This is a genomic window from Streptomyces sp. AC550_RSS872 (assembly GCF_019049285.1).
Lineage (GTDB): Bacteria > Actinomycetota > Actinomycetes > Streptomycetales > Streptomycetaceae > Streptomyces.
In genome coordinates, this window is the sequence record NZ_JAGMUL010000173.1 from 16,030 (window position 1) to 40,174 (window position 24,145).

The 24,145-nt window shown below is 72.7% G+C and carries 7 protein-coding genes; 6 read left to right on the forward strand and 1 reads right to left on the reverse strand.

The annotated features are described in order from the left end of the window. The first annotated feature begins 2 nt into the window (after positions 1 to 2). From KUM44_RS39490 to KUM44_RS39500, 3 genes are read left to right on the forward strand one after another with little or no spacing between them, the layout of a single operon-like run. Entirely contained in the window at positions 3 to 9,404 is a 9,402-nt protein-coding gene (locus KUM44_RS39490; protein WP_217214593.1) for a non-ribosomal peptide synthetase, read from the forward strand. Beyond that, positions 9,401 to 10,744, forward strand: coding sequence for a cation:proton antiporter (locus KUM44_RS39495; protein WP_217214594.1), 1,344 nt, complete (start codon positions 9,401 to 9,403; stop codon positions 10,742 to 10,744). The genes KUM44_RS39490 and KUM44_RS39495 overlap by 4 nt, the downstream gene beginning before the upstream one ends. Then, on the forward strand, positions 10,741 to 12,231 hold the full coding sequence (locus KUM44_RS39500; protein ID WP_217214595.1) for a tryptophan 7-halogenase: 1,491 nt from the start codon (positions 10,741 to 10,743) through the stop codon (positions 12,229 to 12,231). The genes KUM44_RS39495 and KUM44_RS39500 overlap by 4 nt, the downstream gene beginning before the upstream one ends. Positions 12,232 to 12,335: 104 nt before the next feature. On the opposite strand, the gene KUM44_RS39505 is transcribed toward KUM44_RS39500, so the two are convergent. Beyond that, complete coding sequence (locus KUM44_RS39505; protein WP_217214596.1) at positions 12,336 to 13,097, reverse strand: SDR family NAD(P)-dependent oxidoreductase; 762 nt, start codon at positions 13,095 to 13,097, stop codon at positions 12,336 to 12,338. A 260-nt stretch (positions 13,098 to 13,357) separates the two neighbouring features. On the opposite strand from KUM44_RS39505, the gene KUM44_RS39510 reads away from it, so the two are divergent. From KUM44_RS39510 to KUM44_RS39520, 3 genes are all read left to right on the forward strand, one after another. Continuing rightward, the gene (locus tag KUM44_RS39510; protein WP_217214597.1) at positions 13,358 to 14,482 is read left to right on the forward strand and encodes a DUF6421 family protein; all 1,125 of its coding nucleotides are present in this window, start codon (positions 13,358 to 13,360) and stop codon (positions 14,480 to 14,482) included. A gap of 527 nt (positions 14,483 to 15,009) precedes the next feature. Beyond that, on the forward strand, positions 15,010 to 23,286 hold the full coding sequence (locus KUM44_RS39515) for a type I polyketide synthase (protein WP_217214598.1): 8,277 nt from the start codon (positions 15,010 to 15,012) through the stop codon (positions 23,284 to 23,286). Positions 23,287 to 23,288: 2 nt separating this feature from the next. After that, positions 23,289 to 24,145, forward strand: an 857-nt coding sequence (locus tag KUM44_RS39520; RefSeq protein WP_217214620.1) for a beta-ketoacyl synthase N-terminal-like domain-containing protein, incomplete at its 3' end; no start/stop codon positions are given.

Here is a 24,145-nt window from a genome sequence, read left to right on the forward strand (position 1 = left end):
CGATGAGCACGCCGTACCCGGACAGCGGACCGGAACTGATCCGCAAGATACAGGCGATGCCCGCCAAGCGGCAGCGCGCCGTGATCGCGCTGCTGACCAAGCGGGGCGTCGACCTCTCCGCGCTGGACATCATCCCGCGCCTGCCCCGCTCCCAGGACCAGCCGCCCCCGCTCTCCTTCGCCCAGCAGCGGCTCTGGTTCCTCGCCCAGCTGGAGGGCACCAGCGCCTACTACAACGTCCCGATGGCGATGCGGCTGCACGGGCCGCTGGACCGCGCGGCGATGCGCCGGGCGCTGACCGGGCTGGTGCTGCGGCACGAGGCGCTGCGCACCCGGTTCGAGGAGCGCGACGGCGTCCCGTATCAGTGTATCGACGACGGCACTGCCTTCTCGATGCGCGAGCAGGACGTCGCCGACCCGGCGCAGGTGACCGGGATCTGCCAGCAGGAGATGCTCACGCCCTTCGACCTGGCGCGGGACACGCTGATCCGGGCGCTGCTGCTGCGGGTGTCGGAGACCGAGCACGTCCTGATGGTGACGATGCACCACACCGTCTCGGACGGCTGGTCGGTCGGGGTGTTCTTCCGCGAGGTGACCGAGCTGTACGAGGCGGCCCGCCAGGGCCGGGACGACACCCTGGAGCCACTGCCGGTGCAGTACGCCGACTTCGCGCACTGGCAGCGCCAGTGGCTGGCCGGCGAGGCGCAGGACCGTCAGGTCGACTACTGGAAGGACCGGCTCGCCGGCGTCGACGTGGGCCTGACGCTGCCGACGGACCGCCCGCGCCCGCCGGTGCGCGGTTACGAAGGCACCCGGGAGTTCTTCCAGTGCCCGCCGGAGCTGCTGGGGCGGCTCCGTGAACTCGGCGAGCGGCATGGCGCCACGCTGTACATGACGCTACTGGCCGCCTACTCCGTCGTGCTGCACCGCTACACGCAGCAGACCGACATCGCCGTCGGCACCGTCATCGCCAACCGCAACCGGGCCGAGACGGAGGGGCTCATCGGCCTGTTCGCCAACACCCTGGTGATGCGCAACAGCCTGGACGGCGACCCGGCCTTCACCGAGCTGCTCGCCCGGGTGAAGCGCACCGCGCTGGAGGCCTACGACCACCAGGACGTGCCCTTCGAGGCCGTGGTGGACGCCCTGCAGGTCGAGCGCGCCCTCAGCCACTCACCGGTCTTCCAGACCGTGCTGGTGCTCCAGGAGGAGCAGGCGGAGCCCCGGCTCACCCTGGGCGGGCTGGAGGTGACACCGGTCGACGTCGACTTCACCATCGCCAAATTCGACCTCACCCTCGACCTGCGGGAGACCCCGCAGGGCCTGGCCGGCGCCGTGGAGTACAGCACCACCCTGTTCGACCGGGAGACGATCCGGCGCTTTGTCCGCCACTTCACCACCCTCCTCGCCGCCGTCGCCGAGACGCCGCAGGAGCCGATCTCCCGGCTGGCCCTGCTGGACGACGCCGAGCTCGGCGCCGTGACCCGGCGGTGGCGTGCCCCGTCGGGCCCGGCGCCCGAGCCGGCCCGCCGGATCGACGAGTGGTTCCAGGAGGTCGTCCGCCGCACGCCGGACGCGGTGGCGGTGACCTGCGAGGACCGCTCCCTGACGTATGCCGAGCTGAACGCGCGGGCGAACCGCCTGGCCCGGTACCTGCGCGCCTCGGGTGTGGTCCGGGACACCCTGGCGGCACTCTGCCTGCCGCGCGGCGAGTGGCTCGTGGTCGGCGCGCTGGCGGTGCTGAAGGCGGGCGGCGCGTACGTGCCGCTGGACCTGACCGCGCCGGTCGAGCGGCTCGGCCACGTGCTGTCGGACAGCGCCCCGAAGGTGGTGCTGGTGGACGGCGCGCTGCCCGAGGGGCTCAACGCCGGCGGCGCCCAGGTGGTGGACGTGCGGGGCGACTGGGAGTGGCTGCCCGCCGACGACCTGGAGCCGGTGACCGGCGCCTCGCCGAAGGACCTCGCCTATGTCATCTACACCTCGGGCTCGACCGGCCTGCCCAAGGGCGTTCTGGTCGAACACCGCAACGTGACACGGCTGTTCACCACGACCCGGGAGTCCTTCGGCTTCGGCTCCGAGGACGTGTGGACGCTTTTCCACTCCTTCGCCTTCGACTTCACCGTCTGGGAGACCTGGGGCGCCCTGCTGCACGGCGGCCGGCTCGTCGTCGTCCCGCAGGAGGTGGCCCGCAGCCCCCGGGAGTTCTACGCGCTGCTGTGCGAGCAGGGCGTGACCGTCCTGAACCAGACGCCCAGCGCCTTCGGACAACTGATCGCGGCCCAGGGCGAGGACGGCACCCGGCACCGGCTGCGCACCGTGGTGTTCGGCGGCGAGGCGCTGGACCCCACGGCGCTGCGGCCCTGGTTCGCCCGGCCGCTCAACACGGCGACCGAGCTGGTGAACATGTACGGCATCACCGAGACGACGGTGCACGTGACCCACCGGGTGGTCACCGAGGCCGACACCGCCTCCGGCGTCAGCCCGATCGGCGGCCCGCTGCCCGACCTGAACGTCTATGTGCTCGACCGGCACCTCAACCCGGTGCCTACCGGGGCGGTCGGCGAGATGTACGTGGGCGGCGAGGGAGTCGCTCGCGGCTACCTGAACCGGCCGGAGCTGACCGCCGAGCGCTTCCTCGACGACCCGTTCCGAGAGGTGCCCGGCGCCCGGATGTACCGCACCGGGGACCTGGCCCGGCAGCTCGCGGACGGCTCGCTGGAGTATCACGGGCGCAACGACGACCAGGTCAAGATCCGCGGCTACCGCATCGAACCGGGCGAGGTCTCCGCCCGCCTCAACGAGCACCCCGGGGTGCGTTCGTGCGCCGTCGTGATGCGCGAGGACCGGCCCGGCAACCGGCAGCTCGTCGCCTACGTGGTGCCGGCCGCGGACCAGGACGAGGCGGGGCTGCGTGCCGAGCTCGACGGGCTCGCCCGCCGCGTCCTGCCCGAGTACATGCTCCCCGGAGCCTACGTGCTCCTGCCGGACCTGCCGCTGACCACCAACGGAAAGCTCGACCGCGCCGCGCTCCCGGCCCCCGGCATCGACGCCTACGCCCAGCGCCAGGACCACGCGTACGTGGCCCCGGCCGAGGGCACCGAGCGGGCGCTGGCCGAGGTCTGGGCCGACCTGCTCGGTTTCGAGGCCGGTCGGATCGGCGCGAACGACAACTTCTTCACCCTGGGCGGCCACTCCCTGCTCATCACTGTCCTGGTGGCCCGGCTGCGGGCCGCCGGGCTGCGGCTCACCGTGCGCGACCTGTTCGACGATGCCACCCTGAGCGGTCTGGCGGCGCGTATCGACGCGGCCACCGCCGGGACGGGTGGCAGCTCCGGCGGCACCGGCGAGGACCCGGCGGGCGAGCCGGCCGAGCCCGGCTACCAGGTGCCGCCGAACGCCGTCCCCGAGGGCTGCCGGCGGCTCACCCCCGAGCTGCTGCCGCTGGTCCGACTGGGCCAGGAGCACCTGGACGCCATCGCCGACCGGGTCCCCGGCGGCGCCCCCAACGTCCAGGACGTCTACCCGCTGGTGCCCTCCCAGGAAGGCATCCTCTTCCACCACCTGATGGACCCGGAGAACGACCCGTACGTGATGTCCGCGGTGTTCGCCGCGGACGACGAAGCCGCATGCACGGCGTTCCTCGACGCCCTCCAGGCCCTGATCGACCGCCATGACGTGATGCGCACCGCCGTCCTCACCGAAGGCCTGCCCGAGCCGGTGCAGGTGGTGTACCGCGCGGCGACGCTCCCGGTGCAGCACATCGACCTGCCCGAGGCCGAGGCGCCCGGCGCGGACGCCGAGGAGCGGGCCCGCGCACTGGCCGGTCTGCCGAGCGAGCTGCCGCCGGACCGGGCGCCGATGCTCAGCGTCCGGATCGCACGGGACCCCGCATCGCCCCGGTGCTTCCTCCTGATGAACTTCCACCACCTCATCGAGGACGCCACCTCGATGCGCCTGATCGCCGACGAGCTGGCCGCCCACATGGCCGGGCGCGCCGACCTGCTCACGGCGCCGGCGCCCTACCGCGACTTCGTCGCCCGCACCCTGCACCAACTGGCCACCGGCGACGCGGAGCAGTACTTCCGCACCACCTTCGGCGACGTCACCGAACCGACGGTGCCGTTCGGCCTGAACGACGTGCACGGCGACGGCCGCCGCACCAGAAAGCCCCGCCGCTCGCTGCCTGCCGACCTCACCCGGCGGCTGCGGGCCGAGGCCGGGCGGCTCGGCCTCAGCCCGGCGTGGCTCTTCCACGCGGCCTGCGCCCGCGTGGTGGCCGCCGGCAGCGGGCGCGACGACGTGGTCTTCGGCACCGTCATGTCGGGGCGCCTACAGGGCGTGCCCGGGGTGGAGCGGATGCTGGGCAACTTCATCAACACCCTCCCGCTGCGGGTGCGCCTGGCCGGCCGCACCGTACGGGAGCTGGTCGACGACGTCGCAGGCGACCTGCGCGAGCTGATCGTCCGCGAGCAGTCCTCGCTGAGCCTGGCCCAGCGGTGCAGCGGGCTGGACAACGACACCCCGTTGTTCACCGCGGCGATCAACTTCCGGCACTTCGAGCCCGCGAGGAACGACGCCCCGGCGCCGGCCTTGGAGGAACAGGGCATCCGCTGGTTGGCCGTCATGGACCGTACCAACTACCCCATGGGCATGTCGCTCGACGACCTCGGCGACGAACTCTCCCTCACCGTCCAGATCGAGGACACGGTCGAACCCGAGACCCTGCTGTCCTACGTGGAGACCGCCCTCGCGGGCATCGTCGACGCACTGGCCGCCGACGACGGACACGGCACCCGGGCACTCGACATCGACGTGCTGCCCCCGGCCGAGCGCGAGCGGCTGCTCACCGTGGCCCGCGGCGCCCGCCCCCCGTACCCGCAGGACTCCTGCCTCGCCGAGCTGTTCGAGCAGCAGGCGGCCGAGCGCCCCGAGGCGCCCGCGGTGCGCCACGGCGAACGTCGGCTGACCTACGCGCAGCTCAACGCGCGGGCGAACCAGGTCGCTCACCACCTGCGCGGCCTCGGGGTCGGCCCCGACGCCCTGGTCGGCGTGTGCGCCGACCGCTCGCCGGAGCTGGTGGTCGGACTGCTGGGCGTCCTCAAGGCGGGCGGCGCCTACGTCCCGATCGACCCTGGCTACCCGGAGCAGCGCATCCGGGCCCTGCTCGACGGCTCCGGAGTGCGCATCGTGCTGGGCCAGGCCGGGATGCCGGGCGCGCTCTTCGAGCAGCTCGACGAGGTGCTCCACCTCGACACCGGCGAGCGCGCCGGCGACCGGGCCCAGGTGCTCGAGACCATGCCCACGCATGATCCCGACCGGGCCGCACTGGGTCTGACACCGGACCACCTCGCCTACGCCGTCTTCACCTCCGGCTCCACCGGCCGCCCCAAGGGCGTGCTGGTCGAGCAGCGCGGCGTGGTCCGGCTGGTGCGCAACCCGGACTACTTCGCCGCCGACGAGTCCACGGTGGTGCTCCACCACTCCTCGATCTCCTTCGACGCCGGCTCCCAGGAGGTGCTCACCCCGCTCGTCTCCGGCGGCCTCCTGGTGCTGCACGACGGCGACTCCAAGGACCCGGCCCAGCTGCTCGACTGCGTCGAACGGGCCGGAGTCACCACGATGCTGCTGTCGGCCGCCTTCCTGCCGGCCTTCGCCGAGGCCGCCGAGACCCGCAGCAAGCTGCCGCTGCGCGAACTCGCGGTCGTCGGCGACACCTTCTCGGCCCGGGACGTGCGGCGGCTGCACACAGCTCACCCGGGGCTGACCGTCACCAACGGCTACGGCCCGACCGAGAACAGCATCGCCTCCACCTACCACGTGATCCCGCGCGGCCTCCCCGAGGACAGCCGGGTGCCGATCGGCGTGCCCGTCCCCCACACCACCGCCTACGTCACCGACGAGCGGCTGCGGCTGGTGCCGGACGGGGTGATCGGCGAGCTCTGCCTGGGCGGCGCCGGCGTCGCCCGCGGCTACCTCGACAACCCGGAGCTGACGGCCCGGCGGTTCGTCGACGACCCCTTCGGCGACGCCCCGGGCGGGCGCCTGTACCGCACGGGCGACCTGGTGCGCTGGCTGCCCGACGGCACCCTGGAGTTCCGCGGCCGGGTGGACGAGCAGGTCAAGGTCCGCGGCTTCCGCGTCGAGCCCGGCGAGATCGAGGCGGCGCTGAACGCGCACCCCTCCGTGCACAGTGCCGTGGTCGTACCCCGCGCCGACGGCGGGGCCGGCGCCCTGAGCGCCTACGTGCGCCCGACCGAGGAGTGGCTGGAGCAGGCCGCCGCGGAACAGACCGCCGAGCACCTGGTCCAGTGGCACCAACTCTTCGAGGACCAGTACTCCCGGGAAGCCGACGAGGCCGTCCCCGACGATCTCAACCTGGCCGGCTGGGAGAGCAGTTACAGCGGGGAGCCGATCCCCGAGGCCGAGATGCGGGAGTGGATCGACGGCACCGTCGAGCGGATCCGCGAGCTGCGGCCCAAGCGGCTGCTGGAGATCGGCTGCGGCACCGGACTGCTGCTCTTCCGCTACGCGCAGGAGTGTGAGCGGGTGCACGGCATCGACGTCTCCGCCGCGGCCCTCACGGACGTGCGCCGGGGCGCCGAGCGCCGCGGCTGGTCCCACGTCACCCTGCGGGAGGGCGACGCGCTGTCGGTGGCGGACCTCGGCGACGAGACCTTCGACGTGGTCGTGCTCAACTCCGTGGCGCAGTACTTCCCCAGCCGCCACTACCTCCAGGAGGTGATCACCCGGATCCTGCCCCGGCTCGAGGAGGGCGGCCGGATCCTGCTGGGCGACATCCGCAACCTGGACCTTTTCTCCGAGCACGTCTGCGCCATCGAGCGCAGCCGCTCCGGCGTCCCGAGCACGGCCGGCGCGCTGGCCGGGCAGGTGCAGCGCCGCCGCCGGCAGGAGACCGAACTCCTGGTCAGTCCCAGCTTCTTCGCCCAGCTCCCGGAGCGGCTCGAGGACCTGGGCGCCGTCGACATCATGGTCAAGCGGGGGACCGGCGGCAACGAGATGCTTGCCTACCGCTACGACGTGGTGCTGACGAAGGGCCGGGCCGCCACGGCACCCGACCTGCCCTGGCTGGAGGCCACCAGCCCGGCCGAGCTGCGCGCCCTGCTGCTCGGCGACGTCCCCGAGCGGTTCGGCGTCACCGGACTGAGCAATCCCCGGATCGCGGAGGACGTGCGCGTCCTCGCCTCGCTGGCCCGGCTGGCCCCGTCCCGCCGGGTCGAGCCTCTGCCCGGCGGCGAGCGGCTCTCGGCGCGGGCCCGGGAGGAGGTGCGCGAACTGGTGGCGGTGCTGCGGCACGCCGAAGAGCTCGGCTACCACGTCGCGGCGACCTGGTCCCAGGACCGGCCGGACGGCCTCGACCTGGTGCTGGGCCGGGGCGAGCGGCCTCAGGTGCTGGCCCGCAGCCCGTACCGGGCCCGGCGCCTGGCCAACGCGCCGCAGATCGACCGGGTCGGACCCGGCCTGGTCCGGGAGCTGCGCGACCATCTGTCCGACCGGCTGCCGGACTACATGGTCCCCGGTGCCTTCGTAGTCCTGGAGGAACTGCCGGTCACCCCGCAGGGCAAGGTCGACAAGCGGGCGCTGCCGGCCCCGGACGAGGAGGACCTCGCCAAGGAGGTCTACGTCGCGCCCCGCACCGAGGCCCAGCACCTCCTGTGCCGGCACATCGGCGCCATCCTCGGGCTCGACCGGGTCGGCCTCCAGGACAACTTCTTCAACCTGGGCGGCCACTCCCTGCTCGCCACCCGCCTCAACCTGCGGGTCAAGAAGGAGACCGGCGCGGACCTGCCGCTCCAGCTCATTCTCACGGCCGCCACCGTCGAGGACCTGGCGGCGGCCCTGGAAGCGGAGACCCGGAAGGCGGGGCCGCCCGCCGCCGTGCGGGGCGGCCCCGGCGGGCCCGGCGACGGAGCGGCCGCGCTCCCGGCAACCGGGGCGGAGCACGACGGCGGGGAGGTCGCACAGCCACAGCCGTCCGCCGGCCTGCCGTCCACCGACCTGCTGCCCGCCGCGCCCGCGACGGAGGGCGACGAGGCACCGCTGTCCCTCGCCCAGCAGGACCTGTGGTTCCTGCGCACCCCGGCGCACCTGGGCACGGCGCACGACAACGTCCAACTGGCCGTAAGGTTGCGCGGCCGACTGGACCGGGACGCCCTGGCACGGGCCGTGCACGCCCTGGTGGCGCGGCACGCGATCCTGCGCACCAGCTACCCGGACCGCGACGGAACCGTCGTCCAGCGTGTGAACGGCGCCGACGGCTTCAAGACGACCGTCCTGGAGCTCCCGGAGTCCACCGGCGGCGAAACCGCGCTCGCCGAATGGCTGCGGGCCGAGCGGCTGCGGCCCTTCGCCCCGCAGGACCGGCACATGCTCCGCGCCCACCTGCTGGTCGTCGACGAGGAGGAGCACGTCCTCGTCCTGACCCGCCCGTGGGGCGTCGTGGACGGCTGGTCCACCGGCATCCTGATGCGGGAACTCGTCGAGAGCTACCACGGGTCGGGTGAGGACCGGCCGGGCCCGGCGCCGCTGCCGCTCCAGTACGCCGACTTCGCCCGCTGGCAACGCCGCACCGTGGACGCCGCCGAGCTCGAGCGGCAGCGCGACTTCTGGCGCAAGCGGCTCGACGGACTGCCCGAGTGCCTCGCGCTGCGCACCGACTACCCACGCTGCCCGGTGAAGTCCCACCAGGGAGCGGCGGTGGAGTTCGCCGTCCCGGCCGACCTGGTGAAGCGGCTGCGCACGCTCGCCGCGCAGCACGGCGCCTCGCTCTACATGACCATGCTGGCGGCCTACGCGGCGCTCCTGGGCGGGCACACCGACGACCGCGAGCTGGCCGTCGGCTCGCCAGTGACCAACCGGCCGGCCGCCGAACTGGACGACGTGGTCGGCTACTTCGTGAACGCGCTGGTGATGCGCCTGGACGTGGCGCCGCAGCAGGCCTTCACCGGACTGCTGGCCCAGGCCAGGGAGGTGGTGGCGGAGGCGCAGGCGCACCGGGACCTGCCCTTCGCGGACCTCGTCCGCACCCTGGTTCCGCGCCCGGATCCGGCCCACTCCCCACTGTTCCAGGTGATGTTCAACCTGGCGCCGACCCCCTCGACGGGCGGTGCGGGGCAGGACACCGACCGCGTCGACGGCCTGACCGGGGAGACGCTCGTCGCCGCTCCCGGGACGGCGGCCTTCGACCTGAACCTGTCGCTGCGTGAGACGGACAAGGGACTGGAGGGCTACCTGGAGTACAGCACCGACCTGTTCGCCCGGGGTAGCGCCGAGCGGCTGGCCGGGGACTACCTGGGCCTGCTGGGGCGGATCGTCCGGAGCCCGGAGGCGGACTTGGCCGAACTGCGCGCCGAGGCCGACAGGCGCAGCGGGGAGGACTGCTCATGAGCGCCCTCATAGCCGTAGTCCTCGGGAACGTGGCCCTGGTCGTCCTGGTGTCCTGGCTGGCCGAGGGACTCGCCCGCAGGCTGAACCAACCCGCGGTGATCGGCCAGATCCTGGGTGGCATCGCCCTGGGGCCGACCCTGCTGGGCCAGCTACCGGGGGATCCGACCACCTTCCTCTTCCCCACCGAGGCCCGGCCGTTCCTCTCGGTGTTCGCCCAGGTGGCGATCGTCCTGTTCCTCTTCGTGGCGGGCTACGAGATCGACTTCCGCGGCTTCCGGGCGGGACGCACCGCGGTGAGCGTCGCGCTGGCGGCCCTGCTGGTCCCGATGGGACTGACCCTGGCGACCGTCTCCCTGGGGGGCGGGGTCTTCTCCGCGGTGGACCCGGCGCACGCGGGCCGGAGCGCGTTCGCGATGTTCCTCGCGGTGGCGATCTCGATCACGGCGCTGCCGGTCCTGGCGGCCATCGTGCGCGAGCGCGCGGCGGGCACCAGGGCCGGAACGGTGGCGATCGCGGCGGCCGGACTCATGGACGTGGCCGCCTGGCTGGTGCTGGCCGCGGTGCTCAGCGACTCGGGCCCCGCCACCCGCTCGTCCTGGCTGGTGACCCTGGCGCTGCTGGTGGGATTCACGGCGTTCCTGTTCGGCTGCGTGCGGCCCGCGCTGCGCTGGTGGCTGGCCCGGCCGGCCACCCTGCTGAGCAACCCGGTGCCGGTGGCACTGGTCCTCGCCCTGGGCAGCGCCTGGGTCACCGAGTCGCTCGGGCTGCACGCCGTCTTCGGCGGGTTCCTCGCCGGGATGGCCATGCCGTGGCGCGACGGCGCCCCGGACGCCGACGTACTGGAGCCGATGGAGCAGACCGCCAACCTGCTGCTGCCGCTGTTCTTCGTCACCACCGGACTGTCCGTCAACCTCGCCATGGTGGGGGCGGACGGTCTGGCCCTGCTCGGCCTGCTCCTGCTGGTGGCGGTCGCCGGAAAGACCGTCCCCACCTACGGCGTGGCCCGTCTGCACGGCATGGAGCCCCGGCAGTCCGCCCTGGTCGCCGTCATGGTGAACACCCGAGGTCTGACCGAGCTCATCGTGCTGGAGGTCGGCAAGTCCGCGGGACTCATCGGCCAGAAGCTCTACACCGTCCTGGTCCTGGTGGCGCTGGTCACCACCGTGATGACCGGCCCACTGCTCCAGTTGATCGGTTCCGGGGACAAGGACAGGCGGCGGTCGGGGCGCACCGGGACCAGCACTTCACCAATTGCCCCTACCACACCCATTGCACCAACTGCCCATTCAGTGCGGTCCGTCGGCGTCGGCGGCGAGGAAGCGGGAGAGAAATCAGCGTGAGCAACACCGAAGCATTCGATGTCGTGGTCGTCGGCGGTGGCCCTGGCGGCTCGACACTGGCCGCACTCGTCGCCAAGAAGGGGCACTCGGTGCTCGTTCTGGAGAAGGAGTTCTTCCCGCGTTACCAGATCGGCGAGTCCCTGCTGCCGTCCACGGTCCACGGCATCTGCCGGCTGACCGGCGCGGCGGACGAGCTGGCGAAGGCGGGCTTCCCGCTCAAGCGCGGCGGCACCTTCCGCTGGGGCGCCAACCCGGAGCCGTGGACCTTCTCCTTCTCGGTCTCCCCCCGGATGGCCGGCCCGACCTCCACCGCCTACCAGGTGGAGCGCTCCAAGTTCGACAAGATCCTGCTGGACAACGCCCGTCGGGTCGGCGCCGTGGTCCGTGAGGGCAGCGCGGTGTCGGAGATCGTGGAGGACGGCGACCGGGTCACGGGCGTGCGCTACACCGACGACCAGGGGGTGCAGCGGGAGGTGTCGGCCCGGTTCGTGGTGGACGCCTCCGGCAACCAGAGCCGGATCAACCGGAGCATAGGCGGCCGCCGGGAGTACTCGGACTTCTTCCGCAACCTGGCGCTGTTCGGCTACTTCGAGGGCGGCAAGCGGATGCCGGAGCCGACCCGTTACAACATCCTGTGCGTCGCCTTCGAGAGCGGCTGGTTCTGGTACATCCCGCTGAGCGACACGCTGACCAGCGTCGGCGCCGTGGTCCGGCGGGAGCTGGCCGAGAAGGTCCAGGGCGATCCGGAGAAGGCGCTCCAGGCGCTGATCGACGAGTGCCCGATGATCTCGGACTTCCTCGCCCCAGCCACCCGGGTCACCACCGGCCAGTACGGCCAGATCCGCGTCCGCAAGGACTACTCGTACCACCACACCGCCTTCTGGCGGCCGGGCATGATGCTCGTCGGTGACGCCGCCTGTTTCGTCGACCCGGTCTTCTCCTCCGGCGTCCACCTGGCCACCTACAGCGCGCTGCTGGCCGCGAGGTCGATCAACAGCACGCTGGCCGGCGAGGTCGAGGAGGAGGCGGCGATGAAGGAGTTCGAGGCGCGCTACCGCCGCGAGTACAGCGTTTTCTACGAGTTCCTGATGTCCTTCTACGACATGCACCGCGTCGAGGGCTCCTACTTCTGGGAGGCCAAGAAGCTCACCCGGAACAGCAGCTCCGAAATGGAGTCGTTCGTGAACCTGGTGGGCGGCGTCTCCTCCGGGGAGGCGGCACTCACGGACGCCGAGTCGGTCGCCGCACGCCTGCACGCGCAGACCGAGGAGTTCGCCGCAGCGGTCGAGGCCATCTCGGGGGACGGTAACGACAACTGGGCCCCACTGCTGGGTGCGTCGGTGGCACGTGAGGCGATGACCGAGAGCTCCAAGATGCAGATGCACGTGGCGCTGGGGGAGGACGCCGAGGAGGAGTTGCCGCTCTTCGAGGGCGGCTTGATCCCCTCGTTGGACGGCCTCTCCTGGGTCGCCCCGCAGTCGGCCTGAGGGCTCGTCGTGGCCGGGGCCGGGCGGGTCGGCGGGGCACGTTCCCGGTCGGCCCGCCCGCTCCGGCGGGGCGGGCCGACCGGCTCACCGGAGCGGGCGGACAGTCACCTCGGCCCCATCCGCAGGGCGCCGTCGAGCCGGATCGTCTCGCCGTTGAGCATCGGGTTGTCCACGACGTGGGCCACGAGCGAGGCGAACTCCTCGGCCTCGCCGAGGCGTTGCGGATGCGGCACCTGCCGACCGAGCGCCTCGATCGCGGACTGCGGGAAGCCGTCGAACATCGGGGTGCGGAAGAGGCCCGGGGCGATGGTGACCACGCGGATCCGCGACCGGGCGAGGTCGCGGGCGATCGGCAGGGTCATGCCGACGATGCCTCCCTTGGCGGCCGCGTAGGCGGCCTGCCCGATCTGGCCGTCGAAGGCGGCGATCGAGGCGGTGTTGACGATGACTCCGCGTTCGTCGCCGTCCTCCTCCAGCTTGATCATCCGGGCCGCGGCGAGGCGGATCACGTTGAAACTACCGATCAGATTGATCCGGACGACCTCGCTGAAGGCCTCGAGCGGGAACGGACCGCTGCCGCCGGCCGTCCGGTGGGCGTTGCCGACCCCCGCGCAGTTCACGACGATCCGCAGTCGGCCGAGTTCCATGGCGCGGTCGACGGCGGCGGTGACGTCCGCCTCACTGGTGACGTCGCCGGGGGAGAGGACGACTCCCTCGCCCAGTTCCGCCACGACCTTTTCACTCCGCACGGAAGGCCGGTTGAGGATGACCACGTAAGCACCCCGCTCGCGCAGGTTCCGTACCGTCGCCAGGCCGAGGCCGGACGTTCCACCGGTGACCAGTGCAACGCTTCCTTCTATTCGCACGTGCTGCTCCAGTTCTGTCGGCCGGCGCACCGGGGGAACCAGGCGCCTGAAAGGCTCGCGGACATTCCTGCGAAAGCCCCGGCCGTCAAGCTAGCCAGCGCGGAGGTAAAGGCGCAAGCGCTGTTCCGGAGAATTCGGCCGGCCCGGCCTGAAAGCGCGAATAAGATCCGAATCCGTACATTGCGGGGTGAGGCGCAGGCGGCCACTGCAACCCCGATTCCGGTGAAGCATAGAATCCATGCCTGAAAAGAAGGTGCGCAATGTCGAACAGCATGCCGTCGGCGGTCTTCGACGAGGTCGACGAAATCCGTGAGAAGGTCCGGGGATCGCGCGACGCATTCCGGGACCGCCAATTCCTGGACGAGTTGGCGCAGCGAATCGCCGACGCTCCGAACCTGGGTCGGCAGCCGGCCGCCCGGGCCCTGGTCGAGGATCTCCGGAGCCACGTGCCCGGGGCGCGCCTTGAGACCGTCAAGACGCACATCAACGAGGAGCGCGACAACCACATCTTCTCGCTGTTCGACGCCTCGTACTTCCCCGCCCTGTCGCTGGAGTACCTGACGTACGAGACGCTGCCCACCGACCCGCACCTGGCCACCCGGTACGCCAGCAACACCATGCCGGTGAACATCACGGGCAGCTCGAAGGGGTTCGAGTCGCGGGTCGTCGTGGCGCTGTTCCCGGAGAACCACGTGGACGGCATCCAGCACGGCGACGACCTGATCTTCTACTTCATCGACAAGTTCGTCGAGCGGCACAACCGGATCACCCGGAAGATGATCGACGCGGTGATGGCCGAGGACGCCTTCCCGCTGATCCGGGGTGTCGACGACAAGACGGTCGAACAGGCCTCCTCGTGGTGGGTGCGGCTGCACGAGTACCACCACCGGCAGGGCGACATGCCCATCCCGGACTACCTGCCGGTCAAGAAGCTGAAGCCGTTGGCCGGCCTGGAGGAGTTGAGGGTCGATGTCTCCGCGATGCTGGTCTGCCTGAACGACCCGCAGCTGCCCGCCCGGGAGGCGCGGCTGGCGTACGAGTACATCCTGTCCGAGCGGCTGCTCCGCTACGCGGTGGAGGGGATTCCGCGCCCCAACTACGACGCGGTCGCCTCCCAGTTGCTCTTCAACTACCTCGTCAAGCACCACGGGATCGAACTGCGCCGGGACCGGATCCGGCTCCACGACGAACTCCCCGAGGTTCTGGCCGAATTCCTCGGCACGATCCAGCGGATCGAACGGGAGATAACGACCGGCGTCCCGGTCGACGACGTCAAGCAGCGGCTGCTGGAATTCACCAATGAGTACACGGACTATGACGAGGAGGCCAAGGACTACCGGCACATTCCGTTCTTCGCGGAAATCAAGGAGTGCCTCGACGTATGAGGTGGCGGCCGGTCCGGCCGGGGTCCGGCCGAGCGGGGTGATCTGCTCGGCCGAACCTTCGGCCGAGGGCGCCCGGGGAACACCCGGTGAATGTCACGCTCTGCTTGCCGGACCCGTGGGCTGCGTGACTCTCTGTACATTGCTCTCGCTGTGGGCGTCCTATAGTGTGACGGATGATCACGAGGGGAGCGGAAGTGACGGGGGTCTCTTCTGGGGGTTCTGCGACGGTGGCATCAGCCGCCGGGTGTATTCGTCGGCGGCGTGTCGAATGTGAAGTTCTTTCGCGGGTATAGCGCTCGGCGCTTTCCGGTTTCCAGCGCACGTCAAATCTTGGTTCCCTGTGCACGTTCTTGCCGCGTGCATTTCCTTCCCGCTCGCGCGCATTCACGTTGGTCGTTCTGCGGGAGCCGCCGCGGGTCCGTCCGGACGTTTCGCCGGCGGTCCCGCACGCCTCCGGCTGCCCGGGGCGAGGCGGGTCCGCGTACCGGCCGCCCCGGAGCACAACCGCCAGAAAGGAACACTCCCTCATGTCCACGCGTCACTCGAGCCGGTCCGAGATCGCCGTCGTCGGCATGGCCTGTCGCGTACCCGGGGCGGACGACCTCGGTGCCTTCTGGCGGCTGCTCCGCGACGGCACCGACGCGATCGGCGACCTCCCCGAGGGACGCTGGGACCTCGCCGCCGTCCCGCCGGACCTCCGGCCGACCGGGTTCGGGCGCGGCGGATTCCTGGACCGGGTCGCCGACTTCGACCCGGAGTTCTTCGGCATCAACGCGCGCGAGGCCGCGGCGATGGACCCCCGCCAGCGGCTCGCCCTCGAGCTGAGCTGGACGGCCCTGGAACACGCCGGCGTGCTGCCCGGGAGCCTGCGCGGCGGCTCCACCGCCGTGTTTCTCGGCGCCACCGGCGACGACTACGCCACCCTGGTCCACCGGCACGGCGAGGAGGCCGTCTCTCCCTACACGCTGACCGGCCTCAGCCGGGGCGTGATCGCCAACCGGATCTCCTATCACCTCGGCCTGCGCGGTCCGAGCCTCACCGTCGACGCCGCGCAGTCCTCCTCGCTGGTCGCCGTGCACTTCGCCTGCGAGAGCCTGCGCTCCGGCGCCACCGACCTGGCGCTGGCCGGCGGCGTCCACCTCAACCTGACCCCGGACAGCACGCTCGCCTTCGCCCGCGCCGGAGTCCTCTCCCCGGACGGCCGCTGCTACACCTTCGACGCGCGCGCCAACGGCACCGTCCGCGGCGAAGGCGGCGGCCTCGTCGTGCTCAAGCGCCTGGACGACGCCGTCGCCGACGGCGACCGGATCCACTGCGTCCTGCTCGGCAGCGCGGTGAACAACGACGGCGGCGGCGACTCCCTCACCACCCCGGACGGCGCGGCCCAGCAGGAACTGCTGCGCGAGGCCTACGAGCGGGCCCGGACGCCGGGGGCGCGGGTGGCGTACGTAGAACTGCACGGCACCGGGACCAGGACGGGGGACCCGATCGAAGCGGCGGCGCTGGGCGAGGTCCTCGGCCGGGACCGGCCCGCCGACCGGCCGCTCCTGGTCGGCTCGGTGAAGACCAACATCGGGCACCTCGACGGGGCCTCCGGCGTGGTCGGGCTGATCAAGGTCGCGCTCTCCTTCGGGCACCGGGTCCTGCCGGCCAGCCTCAACTACGCCGAGCCCAACCCTTCGATCCCGTTCGAACGGCTCGCGCTCCGGGTCAACGACGCCGCCGGCCCCTGGCCCGAAGGCGCCCGGCTGGCCGGCGTCAGCTCCTTCGGTATCGGCGGCACCAACTGCCACGTCGTGGTCGGCGACGCCCCCGCCGAGGCAGGGGCAGAGGAAGAGGCGGAGACCGGGCCCGCCGTGCCGGTGCCGGTGCTGGTGTCCGGGCCGAGCGAGGCGGCACTGCGGGCCCAGGCCCGCCGGCTGTTGGAACACCTCGAGGCCGACCCGGGCCTGCGCCCGCGCGACGTCGGGTACGCCGGCGTCACCACCCGTACGGTCCTGGCGCATCGCGGGGTCGTCGTCGCCGCGGACCGCGCCGAACTCCTGGCCGGACTCGAGGCGTTGGCACAGGGCGAGCCGTCCCCGCACGTGGCGGCCGGCGTCGCCGGCCGCCACGCCAAGGCCGTGTGGATGTTCCCCGGGCAGGGCCCGCAGTGGGCCGGGATGGCCTTGGAGCTGTGGGACTCGTCGCCGGTGTTCGCCGCCAGGATGGCCGAGTGCGCGCGACTGCTGGACGGTCAGGTCGAATGGTCGCTGCGGGAGGTGCTGGCGGACGACGCGGCGCTGCGGCGGATGGACGTCATGCAGCCCGCGCTCTTCGCGGTGCAGGTGTCGCTCGCCGAGGTGTGGCGGGCCGTGGGCCTGCGGCCGTCCGCCGTGGTCGGTCACTCCCAGGGGGAGATCACCGCGGCCTGTGCGGCGGGGATCGTCCCGCTCGGGGACGCCCTGCGGCTGATGGTCGAGCGCAGCCGGGCCATCGTCACCCGGCTGTCCGGCCACGGCGCGATGGCTCTGCTGGCGATGCCGGCCGAGGAGGTGGACCAGGAGCGGGTCGCGATCGGCGCGGTGAACGGGCCGAACTCGGTCGTCGTCTCCGGCCCCGCCGAGGTCGTGCGAGCGGTGATGGCCGAGTGCGAGGCCCGCGGGGTCCGGGCGCGTACGGTCCCGATCGACTACGCCTCGCACTCGCCGTACGTCGAGCCCGTCCGCGAGGAGGTCCTGAGGGCGGCCGCCGGTGTCACCGCCCGGGCCGGCGACACCGCGTTCTACTCGACCGTCACCGGCGGCCTCCTCGACGCGGACGATCTGGACGCCGGGTACTGGTACCGCAACCTGCGCGAGCGGGTGAGCTGGATGGCCGCCGTCCGGGCGCTGGCCGCGGACGGGCACGGGGTGTTCGTGGAGGCCAGCCCGCACCCGGTGCTGACCACCGCCGTCCGGGAGACCCTGGGCGAAGACTCGAGCGTGGTGGTCCAGGGCACCCTGCGCCGCGGCGAGGGCGGGCTGCGGCGGCTGCTGCTGTCCATGGCCGAACTGTACGTCCAGGGCGTCGAGCTGGACTGGCGGCCGATGTTCGAAGGCACCGGCGCCCGTACCGTGGAGCTGCCCGGCTACGCCTTCCAACGCCAGCCCTACGGGCTCTCCGGCACCGCGCTGCCCGCGTTGTCGGTGCCGGACGTTCCGGCGTCGGCACCCGGGGCCGAACCCGTCGCCCCGCCTCGGCGGGCGGCGTGGGAGCGGGCGGACCTTCAGGCCCTGGTGCGGGCCCAGGCGGCGGCCGTGCTCGGCCGCACCGACTCGGGCGCGCTGGCGGTCGATCACGCGTTCCCGGAGCTCGGCTTCGACTCCGTGACCTCCGTGGAGCTCAGCGTCCGGCTCCAGAAGGCGACCGGGCTGCGACTGCCCGTCACCCTGCTGTACGACCACCCGACGATCACCGCCCTGGTCGGCCACCTCCACCAGGAGCTCGCCGGACCGGCCCCGGAGGAGCAGTCGGCCGCCGTCGACCCGGCCCCGGACGACGACCCGATCGCGATCGTGGGCATGGGCTGCCGTCTCCCGGGCGGCGTGGCCTCCCCCGAGGACCTGTGGCGCCTGGTCCGCGAGGAGACGGACGCCGTCACGGCGTTCCCCGAGGACCGCGGCTGGAGCCTCGACCAGGAGTACACCGGCGAGGTCCGGACCGGCGGCTTCCTCACCGGCGCCCTGGACCTCGACGCCGACTTCTTCCGGATCAGCCCGCGCGAGGCGCGGGCGATGGACCCGCAGCAGCGGCTCCTGCTCGAGGTGTCCTGGGAGGCGCTGGAGCGCGCGGGCATCGTCCCGGCCTCCCTGCGCGGCAGCCGGACGGCCGTCTTCATGGGCGTCATGAACCAGGACTACGTCCCCCCGCTGGACCAGACCACGGAGAGCTTCGGCGGCTACGCCCTGACCGGAGGCACGCCGAGTGTGGCGTCGGGGCGGATCTCGTACACCTTCGGGTTCGAGGGGCCGGCGGTGACGGTGGACACGGCGTGTTCGTCGTCGCTGGTGTCGTTGCACCTGGCGGTGCAGTCGCTGCGCTCGGGGGAGAGCACGCTGGCCCTGGCCGGCGGGGCCACGGTGATGTCGACCGCCGGGATGTTCGTCGAGTTCGCCCGGCAGGGCGGGCTCTCCCCGGACGGGCGGTGCAGGGCGTTCTCGGATGCCGCGGAGGGGACGGGGTGGGCTGAGGGTGTGGGGGTGGTGGTGCTGGAGCGGTTGTCTGATGCGCGGCGGCTGGGGCATCGGGTGTTGGCGGTGGTGCGGGGTTCGGCTGTGAATCAGGACGGTGCGTCGAGTGGGTTGACGGCGCCGAACGGGCTGGCGCAGCAGCGGGTGGTACGGGCGGCGTTGGCGAGTGCGGGGTTGTCGGGTGCGGATGTGGATGTGGTGGAGGCGCATGGCACGGGGACGCGGTTGGGGGATCCGATCGAGGCGCAGGCGCTGTTGGCGACGTATGGGCAGGGACGGCCGGCTGAACGGCCTTTGTGGTTGGGTTCGTTGAAGTCGAACATCGGGCATGCGCAGGCGGCGGCGGGTGTCGGTGGTGTGATCAAGATGGTGATGGCGTTGCGGGCGGGGGTGTTGCCGCGCACGTTGCATGTGGAGGAGCCGTCGCGTCATGTGGACTGGTCCTCGGGTGGGGTGGAGTTGCTGCGTGAGCAGCGGGTGTGGCCGCGGGTGGGGCGGGTGCGTCGGGCGGGGGTGTCGGCGTTCGGGATCAGTGGGACGAACGCGCATGTGATTCTTGAGCAGGCTCCGGTGGGGGTGGAGTCGGAGGTGGGGGCGGAGTCGGCGGAGGCGGGCTTTGCCGGCTTGGGTCCGGTGCCGGTGCCGGTGCCGGTGCTGGTGTCGGGGGCGAGTGCGGTGGCGCTGCGTGCGCAGGCCGAGCGGTTGCGGGTGTGGGTGGAGTCGGACCCGTCGGTGCGGGTGCTGGATGTGGGTTTGTCGTCGGTGTGTTCGCGGGCGGTGCTGGAGCACCGGGGTGTGGTGGTCGCCGGGGATCGTGGCGGTTTGTTGGAGGGTTTGGCGGCGTTGGCGGCCGGCGGGGAGGGTTCGTCGGTCGTGGCTGCGGCGGACGGGCGGGCTGATGGCCGGGTGGTGTTCGTGTTCCCGGGGCAGGGTGCGCAGTGGGCCGGTATGGCTGTGGGACTGCTGGACTGCGCGCCGGTGTTCGCGGACCGGATGGCCGAGTGTGAACGGTTGCTGGACGGTCTGGTGGACTGGTCGCTGCGCGAGGTGCTGTCCGATGCGGCCGCGTTGGAGCGGGTCGATGTGGTGCAGCCGGCGTTGTGGGCGGTGATGGTGTCGTTGGCGGCGCTGTGGCGTTCGTACGGTGTTGAGCCGGCGGCGGTGGTGGGGCACTCGCAGGGCGAGATCGCCGCCGCCTGCGTGGCCGGCGCACTCACCCTGGAGGACGCGGCCCGGGTGGTCGCCCTGCGCTCGCAGGCGATCGCCCGGGGGCTGGCCGGCCGGGGCGGGATGATGTCGGTGGCCCTGCCGGCCGACGAGGTGCGGGCCCGCCTGAGCGCCTGGCCGGACCGGCTGGAGGTGGCGGCCCTGAACGGCCCGTCCGCCACGGTCGTCGCCGGTGACCCGGACGCACTGGACGAGCTGCTCGCCGCCTGCGAGGCGGACGGCGTGCGGGCCCGCCGGGTGCCGGTGGACTACGCCTCTCACACCGCGCACGTGGAGCGGATCGAGGACGACCTCGCCCACGTGCTCGCGGACGTCCGCCCCGAGCCCCCGCGGGTGCCGCTCTTCTCGACCGTCGAGCGGGACTGGCTCGGCGAACGGCCGGTCGACGCCGGATACTGGTACCGCAACCTGCGGCAGCCGGTGCACTTCCACTCCGCCGTGGCGGCCCTCGCAGAGCAGGGGTACCGCACGTTCGTCGAGGTCAGCCCGCACCCTGTGCTCACCATGAACGTCGAGGAGGTCCTGGAGGGCCGGCCCGACGCCGGCGCCGCCGTGGTCTGCGGCACGCTCCGGCGCGACGAGGGAGGACGCGACAGGTTCCTGGCCTCGGCCGCGAGGCTCTGGACGCACGGCGCCGCCGTGGACTGGAACGGCGCCTACGCCGGAACCGGCGCGCGCCGCATCGAGCTGCCGACCTACGCCTTCCAACGGCGCCGCCACTGGCTGCACCCGCTCGCCGACCGGCCGCTGCTCGGCCGGCCCGTGGAACTCGCCGACGGCGGTGCCACCGTGCACACCGAACGCCTCTCGCTGCGCAGCCGGCCCTGGCTGGCCGACCACCGCGTGCTCGGCCAGGCGGTGGTGCCGGGGACCGCCCTGCTGGAGATGGCGCTGCGGATCGGCCACACAGTGGACGAACTGACCCTCCGGACACCGCTGGTGGTGCCGGAGCGGGGCGAGGTCGAGGTGCAGCTGACGGCGGCGGCACCGGACGCGTCGGGGCGGCGGGAACTGCGCATACACGGCCGCCTGTGCGGCGAGGCCGAGGAGGACTGGCAGCTGCACGCCGAGGGGCGGGCCGGCCCGGCCGGAGCCGACGCCGGCGGCCCGGCGCCGGTCGAGTGGCCGCCGAGCGGCGCGGCCCCGCTGGACCCCGCCGGCTGGTACGACGAACTCGCCCGGCGCGGCCTGGAGTACGGGCCGGCCTTTCGTAACCTGGGTGCGGCGTGGCGGCACGGTGACGACCTGCTCGCCGAGGTGGCGCTCGCGGAGGAGGCGGGACCGTTCCGCGTCCATCCCGCGCTGCTGGACGCGGTCCTCCATCCGCTGGTGCTGGAGGAGGGCACCGGGCCGGTGGTCCCGTTCTCCTGGGAGGGCGTCCGGCTCGCCCGAACCGGGGCCTCCCGGCTTCGGGTCCGGATCGGCCTGCTCGGCGGACAGCGGGCGGCGCTGACCGCCACCGACGGCAACGGCACCCCGGTGCTCTCGGTCGACTGCCTCACCCTGCGCCCGCTCGACGCCCGCCGCTCCGACCCCAAGCTGTTCCAGGTCGACTGGCGCGAGGCCGGTGTTCCCGCCGCGACCGGGGCGCCGGACACCCCGACCGTCGTCCTGCCGGTCCCGTCGAGCGCGGCCGAGCCGCCCGCGGCCGTACACGCGACGGCGGAGCAGGTGCTGGGGGACGTCCGGGCGTGGCTGGCCGAGCACGGAGAGGGCCCCGGACGGCTGGTCGTCACCACTCGCCGGGCCGTGGCCGTGGCACCGGGCGAGGAGCTCGACATGCCCGCCGCCGCCGTGTGGGGCCTGCTGCGCTCGGCCCAGACCGAACACCCGGGCCGGATCGTCCTGCTGGACCACGACGGCGACGGGGAGCCCGCGGCTGATCGGCTGCGGGAGGCCCTCGCCGCCGACGAACCGCAGGTCGTCCTGCGCGCCGGACGGATCCACGTCCCCCGGCTCGCCCGCGGTTTCGTCCCTGCGCCCACCGCCGACCGCTCGCTGGTCGGCTTCGACGGGACCGTGCTGATCACCGGCGGCACCGGCGGTCTCGGCGCCACCGTGGCACGCCATCTGGTGGAGCGGCACGGCGTCCGCCGACTGTTGCTGGTCAGCCGCAGCGGCTCCGCCGCCGCCGGCGCGGCGGAGCTGGTCGCGGAGCTGACCGCCAAGGGCGCGGCCGTCTCGGTGGCCGCCTGCGATGTGGCCGACCGGTCCGCGCTGGCCGACGTCCTCGCGGCCCTCCCCGCCACGGCCCCGCTGCGGGCCGTGGTACACGCGGCCGGGGTCCTGCATGACGGCGCGGTCGCCTCGCTGACGGCGGAACGGCTGCATGCCGTCCTCGCGGCGAAGGCCGACGGCGCCTGGCACCTGCACGAGCTGACCCGTGACCTCGACCTCGGGGCCTTCGTGCTGTTCTCCTCGGTCTCGGCCACCATCGGTCTGGCCGGGCAGGCCAACTACGCGGCCGCCAACGCCTTCCTCGACGCACTCGCCCACCACCGGCACCAGCGCGGACTCCCCGCGCTGTCGCTGGGCTGGGGTCTGTGGGAGCAGAGCACCGGCCTGACCGGCGCGCTCGGCCCCGCCGATCTGCGGCGGATCCTCCGTACGGGCCTGCGGCCGTTGCCCACCGACCAGGCGCTGGCGTTGTTCGACCTCGCCCTCGACGCGGACCGGCCGCATCTGGTGCCGGCCTGGTTCGACCCGGACGAGCTGCGGGAGGGCGCACCGCCCTCGGTGCTACGCGCATTGGTACGTGCCTCTGCCGCGCCGGCCAGTCGGACGGCGGACGGCGCACCGCCCCTGGGCGAGAGGCTGCGGTTTCTGCCCGAACACGAGCGCGAGCTGACGCTCCGTCGGCTCGTCCAGACGGAGATCGCGACCGTACTGGGCCGTTCCGGACCGGGCGACGTGGCACCCGACCGCGGCTTCATGGAGATGGGCTTCGACTCGCTGACCGCCCTGGAGCTGCGCAGCCGGCTGGCCGGCCTCACCGGGCTCACCCTGTCCGCGACCGTGACCTTCGACCACCCGAGCGTGCTCGCCCTGGCCCGGCACCTGCTGGAGCGGCTCGCCCCGGAACCGGAACCGGAACCGGCTTCGGCCTCGGCCCCGGCCCCGACCCCGGCCCAGGACCCGGAGCCGCCCGCCGAGCACGCGCTCGCCGCCCTGGCCCGGCTGGCGGCCGACGCGGCCACCCTCGACGCCGGGCTGCGCCTGGATGTCACCGCACAGGTGTGGGAGCTGTTGTCGGCACTGACCTCCGCCGAAGCGGACGGGACGGCGCCGGTGCCCGACGAGGAGATCACCGCGGCAAGCGCGGACGAGCTCTTTTCCTTGATCGACGATGAGCTTGGAAGGCCCTGAAGATGACCGAGGCGAAGCTGCTCGACTACCTGAAGCGGGTCACCACCGAGCTGCGCCAGACCCGCCGCCAACTGGCGGAGCTGGAGGAGACGGCCGGGCGGGAGCCGATCGCGATCGTGGGGATGGCCTGCCGGTACCCGGGCGGGGTCTCCTCACCAGAGGACCTGTTCCGACTGACCCTCGACGGCGTGGACGCGCTCACCGAGTTCCCGACGAACCGCGGCTGGGACGTCGAGGGGCTGTACGACCCCGACCCGGACCACCTGGGCACGACCTACACCCGGCACGGCGGATTCCTGCACGACGCGAGCGAGTTCGACGCGGGACTGTTCGGCATGTCCCCGCGCGAGGCGCTGACCACCGACCCGCAGCAGCGGCTCCTGCTCGAGGTGTCCTGGGAGGCGCTGGAGCGCGCGGGCATCGCCCCGGCCTCCCTGCGCGGCAGCCGGACCGGCGTCTTCGCCGGCGTGATGTACGACGACTACGCGTCGCGCCTGGGCCCGGAGACCGGTGCTCTGGAAGGCCACCTGTTCAACGGCAGCCTGCCGAGTGTGGCGTCGGGGCGGATCTCGTACACCTTCGGGTTCGAGGGGCCGGCGGTGACGGTGGACACGGCGTGTTCGTCGTCGCTGGTGTCGTTGCACCTGGCGGTGCAGTCGCTGCGCTCGGGGGAGAGCACCCTGGCCCTGGCCGGCGGCGTCGCCGTGATGGCCACGCCGCGCACCTTCGTCGAGTACGCGCGCCAGCGCGCCCTGTCGCCCGACGGGCGGTGCAGGGCGTTCTCGGATGCCGCGGAGGGGACGGGGTGGGCTGAGGGTGTGGGGGTGGTGGTGCTGGAGCGGTTGTCTGATGCGCGGCG